The organism is Streptomyces sp. NPDC013317 (assembly GCF_055563155.1).
Map to the genome: position 1 here is coordinate 42,740 of NZ_JBVHDX010000016.1, position 13,881 is coordinate 56,620.

General features: G+C 71.8%; 13 protein-coding genes and 1 riboswitch. Of the genes, 11 read left to right on the top strand and 2 right to left on the bottom strand.

Annotated elements, in window-relative coordinates; translation table 11 throughout:
- Positions 1 to 101 precede the first annotated feature (101 nt).
- Positions 102 to 1,226, top strand: a complete 1,125-nt coding sequence (locus tag ACZ3IJ_RS31155; RefSeq protein ID WP_467473613.1) for an ROK family transcriptional regulator — start codon at positions 102 to 104, stop codon at positions 1,224 to 1,226.
- A 65-nt stretch (positions 1,227 to 1,291) separates the two neighbouring features.
- Here ACZ3IJ_RS31155 and ACZ3IJ_RS31160 read toward each other — a convergent pair whose 3' ends face one another.
- Positions 1,292 to 2,050: an SDR family oxidoreductase gene (locus ACZ3IJ_RS31160; RefSeq protein WP_467473615.1), complete on the bottom strand. Its 759-nt coding sequence runs from the start codon at positions 2,048 to 2,050 to the stop codon at positions 1,292 to 1,294.
- Between the two features lie 131 nt (positions 2,051 to 2,181).
- The gene (locus tag ACZ3IJ_RS31165) at positions 2,182 to 4,539 is read right to left on the bottom strand and encodes a chitinase C-terminal domain-containing protein (RefSeq protein WP_467473616.1); all 2,358 of its coding nucleotides are present in this window, start codon (positions 4,537 to 4,539) and stop codon (positions 2,182 to 2,184) included.
- Between the two features lie 241 nt (positions 4,540 to 4,780).
- Positions 4,781 to 4,910, top strand: a riboswitch (FMN riboswitch).
- Positions 4,911 to 5,097: 187 nt separating this feature from the next.
- Between ACZ3IJ_RS31165 and ribD the strand changes: the two genes are divergently transcribed.
- The 10 genes from ribD (at position 5,098) to ACZ3IJ_RS31215 (ending at position 13,566) form a co-directional block, all read left to right on the top strand.
- Positions 5,098 to 6,159, top strand: a complete 1,062-nt coding sequence (gene ribD, locus ACZ3IJ_RS31170; RefSeq protein WP_467473783.1) for a bifunctional diaminohydroxyphosphoribosylaminopyrimidine deaminase/5-amino-6-(5-phosphoribosylamino)uracil reductase RibD — start codon at positions 5,098 to 5,100, stop codon at positions 6,157 to 6,159.
- 2 nt (positions 6,160 to 6,161) lie between these two features.
- On the top strand, positions 6,162 to 6,770 hold the full coding sequence (locus tag ACZ3IJ_RS31175) for a riboflavin synthase (protein ID WP_383172526.1): 609 nt from the start codon (positions 6,162 to 6,164) through the stop codon (positions 6,768 to 6,770).
- Positions 6,771 to 6,814: 44 nt separating this feature from the next.
- Positions 6,815 to 7,405: a nicotinamide mononucleotide transporter family protein gene (locus ACZ3IJ_RS31180; RefSeq protein WP_467473785.1), complete on the top strand. Its 591-nt coding sequence runs from the start codon at positions 6,815 to 6,817 to the stop codon at positions 7,403 to 7,405.
- Positions 7,402 to 8,679, top strand: a complete 1,278-nt coding sequence (locus ACZ3IJ_RS31185; RefSeq protein ID WP_467473618.1) for a bifunctional 3,4-dihydroxy-2-butanone-4-phosphate synthase/GTP cyclohydrolase II — start codon at positions 7,402 to 7,404, stop codon at positions 8,677 to 8,679. Before ACZ3IJ_RS31180 ends, ACZ3IJ_RS31185 begins: the two co-directional genes overlap by 4 nt.
- Positions 8,680 to 8,709: 30 nt before the next feature.
- Positions 8,710 to 9,195, top strand: a complete 486-nt coding sequence (gene ribH / locus ACZ3IJ_RS31190) for a 6,7-dimethyl-8-ribityllumazine synthase (RefSeq protein ID WP_352186594.1) — start codon at positions 8,710 to 8,712, stop codon at positions 9,193 to 9,195.
- A gap of 34 nt (positions 9,196 to 9,229) precedes the next feature.
- Positions 9,230 to 9,502 (top strand): phosphoribosyl-ATP diphosphatase, encoded by a 273-nt coding sequence (locus ACZ3IJ_RS31195; protein ID WP_260231097.1) that lies wholly within the window; start codon positions 9,230 to 9,232, stop codon positions 9,500 to 9,502.
- Positions 9,503 to 9,587: 85 nt separating this feature from the next.
- The gene (gene hisG, locus ACZ3IJ_RS31200; protein WP_467473620.1) at positions 9,588 to 10,436 is read left to right on the top strand and encodes an ATP phosphoribosyltransferase; all 849 of its coding nucleotides are present in this window, start codon (positions 9,588 to 9,590) and stop codon (positions 10,434 to 10,436) included.
- Between the two features lie 31 nt (positions 10,437 to 10,467).
- The gene (locus tag ACZ3IJ_RS31205; RefSeq protein ID WP_467473622.1) at positions 10,468 to 10,920 is read left to right on the top strand and encodes a PH domain-containing protein; all 453 of its coding nucleotides are present in this window, start codon (positions 10,468 to 10,470) and stop codon (positions 10,918 to 10,920) included.
- Positions 10,921 to 11,131: 211 nt separating this feature from the next.
- Positions 11,132 to 12,472, top strand: a complete 1,341-nt coding sequence (locus tag ACZ3IJ_RS31210) for a hemolysin family protein (RefSeq protein WP_467473624.1) — start codon at positions 11,132 to 11,134, stop codon at positions 12,470 to 12,472.
- Positions 12,469 to 13,566, top strand: a complete 1,098-nt coding sequence (locus tag ACZ3IJ_RS31215; protein ID WP_467473627.1) for a hemolysin family protein — start codon at positions 12,469 to 12,471, stop codon at positions 13,564 to 13,566. Before ACZ3IJ_RS31210 ends, ACZ3IJ_RS31215 begins: the two co-directional genes overlap by 4 nt.
- Positions 13,567 to 13,881: the final 315 nt, after the last annotated feature.

Sequence of the window (13,881 nt, forward strand, 5' to 3'; positions counted from 1 at the left end):
GTGCCCTCCCTCGGTGTGGTGGGCGGTAAACTATCAGGAACCCTGCCTGATAAATAGTAGGGGGACGGAGACCGTCTCCACGCGTCTGAGAGGATCCCGGCATGGCCGCTTCCCCGAGTACCGCCCGGGCCCTCAACGACCGGCTCGCACTGCGACTGCTCCAGGACGAGGGGCCGTTGACCGCGACTCAGCTGAAGACACTGACCGGGCTCTCCCGCCCCACGGTCGCCGACCTCGTCGAACGGCTGCAGGGCTCGGGACTGGTCCGGATCGTGGGGGAGTCCGGCGCGGAGCGGCGCGGGCCCAACGCCAAGCTCTACGGGATCGCCGCCGACCGCGCCCATCTCGCCGCGCTCGACGTCCGCACCACGTCGGTCTCGCTCACCGTCGCCGACCTGCTGGGCGCCACGCTCGCCGAGGCCTCGGCCCCGATCGGAGGCGAGGACGGCACCGGACCCGCAGTGGAGAAGGCGGTCGCGCTCCTGGAGCGGACGGCCAAGGAGGCCGGAGTGGAGACGCTCCACAGCGTCGTCGTCGGCGCCCCCGGACTGATCGACCCGGCCACCGGTGAGCTGCGGAACTCGACGGGGCTGCCCGAGTGGCACCGGCGCCTGATGGCCGCGCTCCAGGAACGGCTGCCCGCGACGGTGCTCGTCGAGAACGAGACCAACCTCGCGGCCGTCGCGGAGCAGCGGGTCGGCGCCGCCCGCGACCACGACACGTTCGTGCTCCTCTGGCTGGGCCAGGGCGTCGGCGCGGCCGTCGTCCTGGACGGGAGGCTTCGCCGCGGCGCCTCGGGCGGCGCGGGCGAGCTCGGCTTCCTGCCGGTGCCCGGAACATCCGGGCTGCCTTCCGCGACCGGCTGCGACGGCGGCTTCCACGAGCTGGCGTGCGCGGCCGCGGTGGATGCCCTCGCCCTGGAGCACGGTCTCGACCCGGAGACCGCCCTCGGCTCCGGTCACGGGCCCTTCCTCGACGTCCTGGCCCGGCGCCTCGCCGTCGGCGCGGCCGCCGTGGCCGCCGTCCTCGACCCGGGTTGCGTGGTCCTCGGCGGGGAGACCGGACACCGCGGCGGGCCGGAGCTCGCGGCCCGCGTCGAGGCCGCGCTCGCCGGGCTCTCCCCGCTCCGTACGGAGGTGCGCGCCACGGCCCTCGGTGACACGGCGGTCCTGCGCGGCGCGCTCCTGGCCGCCCGGGACGCGGCCCAGGACGCGCTCTTCCCGTAGCCGCACACCGCCTCTTCTCCTGAGCGCCGGCCGGGCCGGGCCTGGGCGCCTGGCCGCCGGCCGTCCTAGGGCGTGTCCTTGCCCTCGGTGCCGAACCGGTCGGCCAGGAACTCCTCGAAGGTCCTGTGGCCCACCGCCCGCTCGGGGGCGAGGTGGCCGCCGTGGCGCAGGCCCCGGTAGACCTTGCCCGGGAGCGGGACCTCCACGACACGGCGACGCTTCCCGCTCGCCCGCAGATACGCGTCCGCGAGCTCGGCGAACGTCTCGATCCTGGGGCCGCCCATGTCCGCGACCCGGCCGGCCGGGTCGCCCGCCGCCAGCTCGGCGAGGCGTGCGGCGGCCTCGGTGACCTCCAGGGGCTGGTCCCGTACACCCTTCGGGACGCACATCACCGGCGGCTTCGCCAGGCCCTCCAGGAGCATCAGGATCAGTTCGTGGAACTGTGTCGCCCGCAGGAGCGTCCAGCCGATGCCCGACTGCTGGATCATCCGCTCCACCGCGTACTTCCTGCGGTAGTAGCCGAGCGGCACCCGGTCCACGCCGACGATCGAGATGTACAGCAGATGCGGGACCCCGGCTCGCTGCGCGGCCTGGATCAGTACCCGGGCGGCCTGTTCGTCGCCCCGCGTGATGTTCGTGCAGTGGACGACCGCGTCCACGTTCCGCACCGCCCGGTCGAGCAGCGGCCCGCCCTTGCGCAGATCGACCGCGAACGGCGGGGAGTGGCGGCTGAGGACGCGCACCTCGTGGCCCGCCGCGCGCAGCCGCTCACAGACCGGGCGCCCGAGCGTGCCCGTGCCCCCGGTCACCAGGATGGTGGTCATGCCTCCAGCCTGAACGCCTTCGCCGCGGCCCGCACATGCGGACCGCGGCGAAGGAGGGGAGGACCCGGCGGCGGCAAGGGCCGTGAAGTCCGCCGCCGGGCGTTCATCGGAGGTGCGAACGGTCGGAGACGTCAGCAGGCCCCCAGGTCCTTCCAGACGCCCCACTCGCCGGTCGTGCCCGGCTCCTCGTTCTGCGTCCACCACTGGGCCTTCCACGTGTGGCCCTTGTGGGAGACCTCGGTGCCCCCGTTGTAGACCGTGCCGGCCACGTAGGCCGGGGCGGTGCAGGTGCCACCCGGCGGCGTCGTCGGCGGCGTCGTCGGCGGGGTGGTGGGCGGCGTGGTCGGCGGGGTCGTGGGCGGGGTGGTCGTCCCCGGCTCCACCACGGTCGTGCCGCGCGCCAGGTCACCGGCGAGCGCGTACGTCGTGCCGCCGATGTTCACCGTCCAGTTCGACGGCGTGGAGACCGGCAGGTAGTAGTTGAAGGCCAGGTCCACGGACGCGCCCGGGGCCAGCGACTGCCAGGCCGGAAGCTTCAGCGACACCCGGTGGAAGTCGCCCTTCAGACCGCCCACGTTGTTGCCGGTGTGGTCGCTGCTGATCACCTTCGTACCGAAGCCGGACTGGTCGGAGGCGTTGCCCGGAGCCGCCGTCGCGTAGTCGAACTGGAACTCCGTGCCGCCCGGCAGCGCGGTGGCCGTGTTGTTGGTGATCTTGATCTTCGGGGTGATCGGGTAGTTGGAGTCGCCCAGCTTGAACTCGGTGAACTCCACGCCCACGTTCACGGCCCTGGTCGGCAGCGCGGCGTTCGACTTCTTCGCGCCGTACGGGGCGGCCGTCTTGAACTTGTCGTACATCAGCGAGGTGAGCGTGGAGCCCATCTCGTACTGGCCCTTGCCCGCGTTCCAGGCGTAGTCGCCGGCCATCTCCCAGACCATCGTGCCGCCGATGCCCTTGCTGACCACGTAGTCGGCCTTGGCGGCCACCGACTGCTCGTCCTCGGTGGAGAGGAAGACCTTCTTCTGCGCGTTCCACAGCCACGGCGCGACGAGCGTCGAGTCGTACTTGCGGGCGTAGGTGCCGGTCAGGGTGGTGTTCGCCGGGAAGCCGTACTGGGTGACGTAGTCGCCGACGATCCCCTTCTCCAGGTTCTTGGCGTGCCACATCGGGTTGGAGCCCGCGGGGGACTCGGCGCCGTTGGTGTCCTTGTCGTGCCACAGGTTGTCGATGCCGACGGCTCCGTCACCGCACTTGGTCAGACCCGCGCCGGCCGGGCAGGTGGTCGCGGAGGCCTTGCCCCACAGACCGTCCGTGCCGCCCTGCACGTTCTTGTGGCCGCGGGTGTAGTACGGCAGGCCGATGTTGATCCGGCCGGCCGGCATCGAGCCGCGGAAGTAGTGGTACGCCCAGTCGGTGTTGAGGTAGCCGATGCCGCCGTACTGCGAGGAGCCGTAGACGTTGGCGGCCGCCAGCTCCGCGTCCTTGCCGTCGTCGAAGAGCGAGGCGTTGGGGCCGACGTACTCGTTCCAGGCGCCGTGCAGGTCGTACGACATGATGTTGACGTAGTCCAGGTACTTCTGGCTCTGGTACGTCTCCATGCCGCGCAGCAGGTAGCCCGAGGACGGCGCGGCGACGGTCAGCAGGTAGTGCTTGCCATCGGCGGCCCCGGCCCGGTCGAGCTTCTCGCGCAGGCTCTTCATGAGAGCGTCGTAGCCCTTGACCAGGCCCGCGCGGCGGGCGTTGGAGAGCTGCCAGTCGAGCGGGTTGCCCGCGTCCTTCATCGTGGTCGGGTACTCGTAGTCGATGTCGACGCCGTTGAACCCGTACTTCTTGATGAAGGCGACGGCCGAGTCCGCGAAGGTGTCGATCCCGGCCTGGTTGACCGATCCGTCGGCGTTGGTGGCCATCGAGTAGAAGCCGCCGGAGTTCACCCGGGTGCCGTTGTCGTCGAAGTAGCCGCCGGTCTCCGCCCAGCCGCCGACCGAGATCAGCGTCTTGACGTCCGGGTGCTGCTTCTTGAACTTGTTCAGCAGGTTGAAGTGGCCCTTGTAGGCGAAGCCCGGGTCCATCTCGGCGCCCGCGACACCGGGCCAGGTCATCCCGGTGGCCGCGTTGTTCGGCCCGTCCGTGCCGACGGAGAGCTTGTTGTCGGAACCGATGTGCCCGAAGGCGTAGTTGATGTGGGTGATCTTGTCCCACGGGATGTTGTTGGCGAGGTAGGCGGGCTCGCCGTTCTTGCCGGTGCGCCAGCCGGTGAAGTAGCCGATGACCCGGCGCTGGTGGTCCGCGCCCATCTTCTCGCGGCCTTCGGTGTCGTAGACCGAGCAGTACGGGACGTCGACACCGGGGGTCTTGTACAGCCCGTCCGGGCGACAGCCCTCGTTGTCGGCGGCGTACGAGACACCGCCCGCGAGGGAGCTGATCAGCAGACCGGCGACGGCCGCGCCGGACGCGAGCAGCGAGACCCTCGTCTTCGTGGGGGACAACACGATCGGTTCCTCCTGGGGAGGTGTAAGAACACAACGAACAAAGGGGTGGGTCGTGTTGGGCCCGTGGAGTGCGCACACCGCGGGCCGTGCCTCGGAGGTGACACGGAGATTAAGAGGACTAGACCAGTGCGTCAATAGGTCTGGACCAAAGAAGGGCTTCGAGGGGTGCTGTGAGCCAGCCCACAGGCCGTCGCCCGCATGGCCGACGGCGCGCCGTGGCACACTGGCCCTGTATCAGCAGCAGCGCACTCCGGGGTCGGTGTAATTCCGAACCGGCGGTATAGTCCGCGACCCGTCCGCAGCCAGCGGCCGGTTGACCAGGTGAGATTCCTGGACCGACGGTGAAAGTCCGGATGGGAGGCAGTGCGCGGCGGGCGACCCTGTACAGGGGCGTGCCGACCGTATCGCCGCTGGTCGCCGTCGTCGGCGACCGGTGTGTCCGGTTTGGCCTCCCCGTGCGTAGCGTCGTACCCGCTCTCTGTCGTCATCGACAGGCCCCGGAGTCCGTGCCCGAAGAGGCAGGAGGACCCGGTGGCAGAGCCGTCCGACATCACCGCCATGCGACGCGCCATCGCGCTCGCCGCCCGTGGTCTCGGCTCCACCAGCCCCAACCCGGTCGTCGGCTGCGTCGTCCTCGACGCCTCCGGAGAGCCCGTCGGCGAGGGCTACCACCAGCGCGCCGGCGGACCGCACGCCGAGATCCACGCCCTGCGCGCGGCCGGCGAGCGCGCCCGCGGCGGCACCGCCTACGTCACTCTCGAACCCTGCAACCACACCGGCCGCACCGGCCCCTGCGCCCAGGCGCTGATCGAGGCCGGCGTACGCCGTGTCGTCTACGCGGTCGGCGACCCGAACCCGCAGGCCACGGGCGGTGCGGACACCCTCCGCGCGGCCGGCGTCGAGGTCCTCGGCGGCCTGCTCGCGGACGAGGCCGAGGCGGGCAACATCGCCTGGCTCACCTCCGTACGCCTCGGGCGCCCCTTCGTCCGCTGGAAGTACGCCGCCACCCTCGACGGCCGGATCGCCGCCGCCGACGGGACCTCCCGCTGGATCACCTCCGCCGACTCCCGCGCCGACGTCCACCGGCTGCGCGCCGAGGCGGACGCCGTCGTCGTCGGCTCCGGCACGGCTCGCACCGACGACCCCCACCTGGCCGTACGGGGCGTCGCGGGGGCCGACCAGCCGCTGCGGGTCGTCGTCGACACCGAGGCGAGCGCCGTGAAGCCGGGGGCCCGGGTCCTCGACGACGCGGCCCGCACCGTGATCGCCGTGGCCGAGGACGTCCCCGCGGAGAACACCGCCCACCTCCCCGAGACGTGGCGGCTCTCCCGCGCGCCCGGCGGCGGCCTCGACATCACGGAACTCCTCGCGGCGCTCCACCGGGAGGGCGTCCGTTCCGTCCTCCTCGAAGGCGGGCCGACCCTGGCCGGCGCCTTCGTCGCCGCGGGAGCCGTCGACCAGGTCGTCGGCTACCTGGCCCCCGTCCTCCTCGGCGCGGGCGCGAACGCCCTCGCCGACGCCGGAATCTCCACCATCACCGACGCGTTGCGGCTCGACGTCACCGAGACCGAGCGCATCGGCCCCGATCTTCGTATCACTGCCACTCCCAAGGAGCGTTGAGCGTGTTCACCGGAATCGTCGAAGAACTGGGCGAGGTCACCGCCGTCGAGAAGCTGGCCGACGCGTCCCGCTTCCGCCTGCGCGGCCCCCTGGTCACGGAAGGCGCCAAGCACGGCGACTCCATCGCCGTCAACGGTGTCTGTCTCACGGTCGTCGAGTTCGGCGACGGGGAGTTCACGGCCGACGTGATGGAGGAGACCCTCAAGCGCTCCTCCCTCGGCGCCCTCGAGGTCGGCTCCCGGGTCAACCTGGAGCGCCCGATGGCGGTCGGCGACCGGCTGGGCGGACACATCGTCCAGGGTCACGTGGACGGTACGGGCACGATCCTCGACCGGACCCCGTCCGAGAACTGGGAGATCGTCAGGATCGCCCTCCCCGCGCAGCTCTCGCGCTACGTCGTCGAGAAGGGCTCGATCACGGTCGACGGCGTCAGCCTCACCGTCGTCGAGGCCGCCGAGGACTGGTTCACCATCAGCCTCATCCCCACCACCCTCGCGCTGACCACGCTCGGCATCAAGCAGAGCGGCGACCCGGTCAACCTCGAAGTGGACGTCATCGCCAAGTACGTCGAGCGGCTGCTCGGCCCGAACGCCGGGGAGAACGTCAAGTGAACTGGCTCAACTCCGAGGCCTTCACCGTCCTCGACCAGCACATCATGTGGTCCGACATGATCGGCAACACGATCGGTCTGATCGCCCTCGCGCTCGGCTGGCGGCGTTCCATCCTCACCTGGCCCGCGCAGCTGCTCTCCGGCGTCATCCTCGTCGGCGCCTACGCCTCCGCCCACCTCAGCGGCGGCGTCGGCAAGCAGCTCCTGGTCATCGGCGTCGCCGCCTGGGGCTGGTGGCAGTGGAACCGCGGCCGGCAGCAGGCCCAGGACGGCTCGATCGCCGTCCGCTTCGCGAGCTGGAAGGAGCGCGGTCTCCTTCTCGGCGGCGCGGTCCTCGGCACGCTCGCGGTCGGCGGCCTGTTCACGCTCTACCCGTCGCTCTCCTGGTCCCCGTGGGCCGACGCGTACATCTTCGTCGGCACCCTCGTCGCGATGGTCGCCCAGGCCCGCGGCCTGGTCGAGTTCTGGTTCGCCTGGCTCCTGGTCGACCTGGTCGGCGTCCCCCTCGCCTTCAACAGCGGCCTGGCCTTCTCCGGCCTGGTCTACGTCATCTACTTCGCCCTCGTCATCTGGGGCATGCGCGACTGGTGGCTCCGGACGCGTACGACCACCGCTCTGGAAGGAGTGACGGCATGAGTGCGCTGCCGATCTGGGACGTCACCGACCTCTCCCTCGACCCCGTCGAGCAGGCCATCCGCGACATCGCCGCGGGCCGCCCCGTCGTCGTCGTCGACGACGAGGACCGCGAGAACGAGGGCGACCTCGTCATCGCCGCGGAGAAGGCCACCCCCGAGGTCGTCGCCTTCATGATGAGCGAGTGCCGCGGCCTGATCTGCGCGCCCATGGAGAGCGAGGAGCTGGAGCGCCTCGAACTCCCGCAGATGGTCGAGCACAACACCGAGTCGATGCGCACGGCCTTCACCGTCTCCGTCGACGCGGCTCCGGCCCACGGCGTCACCACCGGCATCTCCGCCGCCGACCGCGCCACCACCCTGCGGATGCTGGCGAGCGGCCGCCACGAGCCCGGCGACTTCGTCCGGCCCGGCCACATCTTCCCGCTCCGCGCCAAGCCCGGCGGCGTCCTCGTCCGCAACGGCCACACCGAGGCCGCGGTCGACCTCGCCCGCCTCGCGGGCCTGCGCCCGGCCGGCGCGATCGTCGAGATCGCGGGCGAGGACGGCGTCATGCTGCGCCTGCCCGAGCTCGTCCCGTTCGCCCGCAAGCACGGCCTCACGATCATCTCGATCGAAGACCTCGTCGCGTACCGCCGCAGCTCCGAGCCGACCGTCCGGCGCGAGGCCGAGGTCCAGCTGCCCACGGCCCACGGCGACTTCACCGCGTACGGCTACCGCTCCACGGTCGACGGCGTCGAGCACGTCGCCCTCGTCCACGGCGAGATCGGCGACGGCGAGGACGTCCTCGTCCGGGTCCACTCCGAGTGCCTGACCGGCGACATCTTCCACTCGCTGCGCTGCGACTGCGGCCCGCAGCTTCAGGCCTCCATGGACCGCATCACCGAGGCCGGCCGCGGCGTCGTGGTCTACCTCCGCGGCCACGAGGGCCGGGGCATCGGCCTGCTCTCCAAGCTGCGCGCGTACGAGCTCCAGGAGCGCGGCCGCGACACCCTCGACGCCAACCTGGAGCTCGGGCTGCCCGCCGACGCCCGCGACTACGCGGCGGGCGCCCAGATCCTCGGCGACCTCGGGGTCCGCAGCATGCGGTTGATGACCAACAACCCCGACAAGATCTCCGCCCTCACCGAGCACGGCCTGACGGTCGAGGGCCGCGAGCCCATGCCGGTCCAGGCGGGCGAGCACAACCTCCGTTACCTGCGCACCAAGCGGGACCGGATGGGGCACGACCTGCCCTGGCTGGACGCGGAAGCCGCGTCCACCTGCGGCAACCAGTAAGTCAGCGATCAGTACGGAGCTAGGAGAGACATGAGCGGCAAGGGCGCACCCGTCCTCAGCGTGAAGAACTGCGGCGACCTGCGGGTGGCCGTGATCGCGGCCCAGTGGCACGAGAAGATCATGGACGGACTCGTCGACGGTGCCCTGCGGGCCCTGCACGAGCTCGGCATCGACGAGCCGACCGTCCTCCGCGTCCCGGGCAGCTTCGAGCTGCCGGTCGTGGCGAAGGTCCTCGCCGGTCGGGGCTACGATGCCATCGTGGCGCTCGGCGTCGTCATCCGCGGCGGAACGCCGCACTTCGAGTACGTGTGCCAGGGCGTCACTCACGGCCTCACCCAGGTCTCGATCGACACCGGCGTACCCGTCGGCTTCGGCGTCCTGACCGTGGACAACGAGGAGCAGGCCCTCGACCGGGCAGGCCTCGAGGGCTCCAGCGAGGACAAGGGCCACGAGGCCGTGACCGCCGCCGTCGCCACCGCGACCACACTGCGCACCGTCAGCGAACCCTGGCGCTGAGTGGAGATCCTCACCCCGTACTCTTAGGACCATCATGGCGAACAAAACCTTCGAAGAGCTCTTCGCCGAGCTCAAGCTCAAGGCCGAGAACGGCGACCCGGCCACCTCCCGCACCGCGGAACTGGTGGAGAAGGGCGTCCATGCCATCGGCAAGAAGGTCGTCGAGGAGGCCGCCGAGGTCTGGATGGCCGCGGAGTACGAGGGCAAGGAAGCCGCCGCCGAGGAGATCTCGCAGCTGCTGTACCACGTCCAGGTGATGATGGTCGCGCGCGGGATCTCGCTCGACGACGTCTACGCCCATCTCTGACCCGTACGCCCGCATCCCACGCGACACCTCCGAGCGCGACCGAACACCCTCCCCCGCAGACTCCCAGGCAAAGGAAGCTCATCCCATGCTGCGCATCGCCGTCCCCAACAAGGGTTCACTGTCCGGACCTGCGTCGGCGATGCTCCATGAGGCCGGCTACCGCCAGCGCAAGGAGTCCAAGGAGCTCGTGGTCATCGACCCCGAGAACGAGGTCGAGTTCTTCTACCTGCGCCCGAAGGACATCGCGATCTACGTCGCCTCCGGCAAGCTGGACATCGGCATCACCGGCCGTGACCTGCTGCTCGACTCGGGCGCCAACGCCGCGGAGATCCTCCCGCTGAACTTCGGCCGGTCGACCTTCCGCTACGCCACTCGGCCCGGCACCGCGAAGGGCCCCGAGGACTTCCACGGCATGACGATCGCCACCTCGTACGAGGGCATCGTCGCCAAGCACCTCGCGGACCAGGGCATCGACGCCTCCGTCGTCCACCTCGACGGCGCCGTCGAGACCGCGATCAAGCTGGGCGTCGCCCAGATCATCGCGGACGTCGTCGAGACCGGCACCAGCCTGCGCAACGCCGGCCTCGAGGTCATCGGCGAGCCGATCCTCACCTCCGAGGCCGTGGTGATCCGGCAGGCCGGCGCCGACACCGAGGACGCCCGCGTCCAGACGTTCCTGCGCCGCCTCCAGGGCGTCCTGGTGGCCCGCAGCTACGTGATGATGGACTACGACTGCCGGGCCGAGCACCTGGAGCAGGCCGTGGCCCTCACCCCGGGCCTGGAGTCGCCGACCATCTCGCCCCTGCACAACGAGGGCTGGGTCGCGGTCCGGGCCATGGTCCCGGCCAAGGAGGCCCAGCGGATCATGGACGACCTGTACGAGCTGGGTGCCCGCGCCATCCTGACGACGGCCATCCACGCCTGCCGGCTCTGACGGCCCGGCACCGAACCACCGAGGAACACCGATGTCCGAGGCCCCGACGCCCGCCCTCCCGGTCACGTTCCGGCCGGGCCGCACCCGCGCGGTGCTGCTCACCGTGGGGGCGGTGATGTTCGTCGTCATCACCGCCATCGCGCTGATGCTGGAACAGCTCGGCCCCGGTGAACGGGCGAGCTTCGTCTTCACGGCCGCGCTCTTCCTCGGCATCCTCACGCTGCTCAGCCGCCCCAAGGTGGTCGCCGACGACGAGGGCGTCACGGTCGTCAACATCACCCGGACACGCCGACTGGCGTGGGCCGAGATCCTCCGGGTCAACCTGCGCCCCGGCGACCCCTGGGTCTTCCTCGACCTGAGCGACGGCACCAGCATGCCCGCCCTGGGCATCCAGCCCGGAATCGCCAAGGAGCAGGCCATCCGCGACGCCCGTGCGCTGCGCGCCCTGGCCGACAGCCGCGGCACCCGCCCGGACGGCGGCTGAGTCCCCCATACGGGGGCCGACCCCCTGCCCCACGCACCGGGTGCGTGACTACTCTGGAGGCGGTGGTGCCGAGCGGCACCACCGCCTCGCGTGTGCAGGGCCGCTCCGCCGCGGCCCGCGAGGCCTCCCTGCGACCCGAGGAGTGACTCCCTCCGGCAATGGACGGATCGTCCGGTAGTACCTGCGCCGCCCCCTCCACGGAGGCGGCGGCATGATCATCCCGCTTCTGCTGCTCGCCGCAGCCTTTCTCCTGATCCTCGCCAACGGCTTCTTCGTGGCGGCCGAATTCGGTCTCGTCACCGTGGAACGCCCCGAGGCCGAACGTGCCGCGGCCGCCGGCGACCGGCGCGCCCGCACCGTCGTCAAGGCGCTCGGCGAGCTGTCCTTCCAGCTCTCCGGCACCCAGCTCGGCATCACGATCACCTCCCTCGTCGTCGGCATGCTCGCCGAGCCCGCGCTCGCCCAGCTCCTCGACGGCCCCCTCACCGCCACCGGACTCCCCGAGGGCGCCGTGTCCGGGGTCGCGGTGGCGATCGGCATGCTGCTCGCCTCCGCCGTCCAGATGGTGGTCGGGGAACTCGTCCCGAAGAACTGGGCGGTCTCCCGCCCGCTCCAGGTGGCGCGGTTCGTGGCGGGCCCGCAGCACCTCTTCGCGTCCCTCTTCCGCCCCGTCATCACCCTGCTCAACCGGGTCGCCAACCGGCTCGTCCGGCTCCTGGGCGTCGAGCCCACCGAGGAGCTCGACTCCGTCCGCACCCCCGGCGAGCTGGTCTCGCTCGCCCGGCACTCGGCCCGGGCGGGCGCGCTGGAACAGGACACCGCCGACCTCTTCGTACGGACCCTGACGCTCGGCGGACTCACCGCGCAGCAGGCCATGACGCCACGGGTGCGGATGAGCGCCCTGCAGTCGGACGCCACCGCCGCCGACGTCCTCAACCTCACCCGGGCGACGGGACTCTCCCGGTTCCCCGTCTACCGCGAGCGCATCGACGAGATCGTCGGCATGGTCCACCTCAAGGACGCGCTCGCCGTGCGTCCGCACGAGCGGACGCGCACACCGGTCGGGACCATCGCCGTGCCCCCGCTGCTCGTCCCGGAGACCCTGCCGGCACAGGCGCTCCTGGAGCGCCTGCGCCGAGAGCAGCCCATCGCCGTGGTCGTCGACGAGTACGGCGGCACGGCCGGAGTCGTCACCCTGGAGGACATCGTCGAGGAGCTCGTCGGCGAGGTCCGCGACGAGCACGACCGGGCCGCCGACGAGCGGCCCGAGCTGGCCGCCGTGGCCGCGGAGGACGGCAACCCCGCCTGGGAGGCCGACGGCTCCTGCCGGGTGCACACCCTGCACCGGATAGGACTCGACGTGCCCGACGGGCCGTACGAGACGGTCGCGGGCCTCGTCGCCGACCTGCTCGGCCGTATCCCGGCCCCCGGCGACCGGGCGGAACTCCCCGGCTGGCGGCTCCTGGTGCGACAGGTCGACCGCTACCGCGCCGAGCGGGTGCGGATCGTGCGGACGGCCGAGGTGCCCACGGCGCCGGAGGCGGTCCGATGAGCCTGCTCCAACTGCTGTTCGCCGTCCTCCTCGTGGTGGCCAACGGCTTCTTCGTCGGGGCCGAGTTCGCGCTCGTCTCCGTACGCCGCAGCCAGATCGAGCCGCTCGGCGGCGCGCGGGCACGGCAGGTCCTGTACGGCCTGGAGAACCTGCCCCAGATGATGGCGGCCGCCCAGTTCGGCATCACCGTCTGCTCCCTGACCCTGGGCGCGGTCGCCGAGCCGACCGTGGCACATCTCCTCGAACCGGTCTTCCACGCCGTCGGCGTGCCGGACGGGCTCATCCATCCGCTCGGATACGTCGTGGCGCTGGCCGCGGTCGTCTTCCTCCATCTCGTCATCGGCGAGATGGTCCCGAAGAACCTCGCGATGGCCGCGCCCGAGCGGACCGCGCTCTGGCTCAGCCCCGCCCTCGTCGGCTTCGCCCGGCTCTGCCGGCCGGTCACGCGGGCGCTGGGCGCCTGCGCCCGGCTGGTGCTGCGGGCGTTCCGCGTCGAGCCGAAGGACGAGGTGGAGGCGGTCTTCACCAGCACCCAGCTCGGCCGGCTCGTGGAGGACGCGGGACAGGCCGGCCTGCTCGACCCGGTCGAGCAGGAGCGCCTGGGGGACGCCCTGGAGCTGGGCAGCCGCCCGGTGACGGAGGTACTCATCGCCCCCTCGGCGCTGGTGACGGTCACGCCGTCGGTGACCCCCCGGGAGATCGAGGAGCTCACCGTGCGCACCGGCTACTCGCGCTTCCCGGTGTGCGCCGAGGGGCGCGGGACGTACATGGGGTTCGTGCACGTCAAGGACGTCCTGGACCTGGAGGAGCGGGAGCGGGCCGTGCCGCAGCACGTCTGGCGCCCCATGGCGACGCTCCGGGCCGAGCTGCCGCTCGACGACGCGCTCACCGTGATGCGCCGCGCGGCGACCCATCTCGCCCAGGTCTCCGACGGTGCCGGCCGGGTGCTCGGGCTGGTGGCCCTGGAGGACGTCCTGGAGATGCTGGTGGGCGAGGTCCGGGACCCGGCCCACCGCCTGCCCGTACCGTCACCCCCGCCGCGCCTCCTCACGGACTCCCGCGGGGAACGCAACGACGAGGCCCTGACGGCCTGACCGGCCGGCCTGACGGCGTGACCGGCTTCACGGGCGCCGGCCGGCCCGACGGTGTGACCGGCTGACGGCGTGGTCGCGTGACCGGCCTGACGGCGTGACCGGCCTGAGGGCCGGGCGCCGGACCGAAGGCCGGTGCCCGGCCGGCACTCCCGCGCCCGGCCGGCACTCCCGCGCCCGGCCGGCACTCCCGCGCCCGGCCGGCACTCCGGTGCCCGGCTGGCACTCCGGTGCCCGGCTGGCACTCCGGTGCCCGGCTGGCACTCCGGTGCCCGGCTGGCACTCCGGTGCCCGGCTGGCACTCCGGTGCCCGGCTGG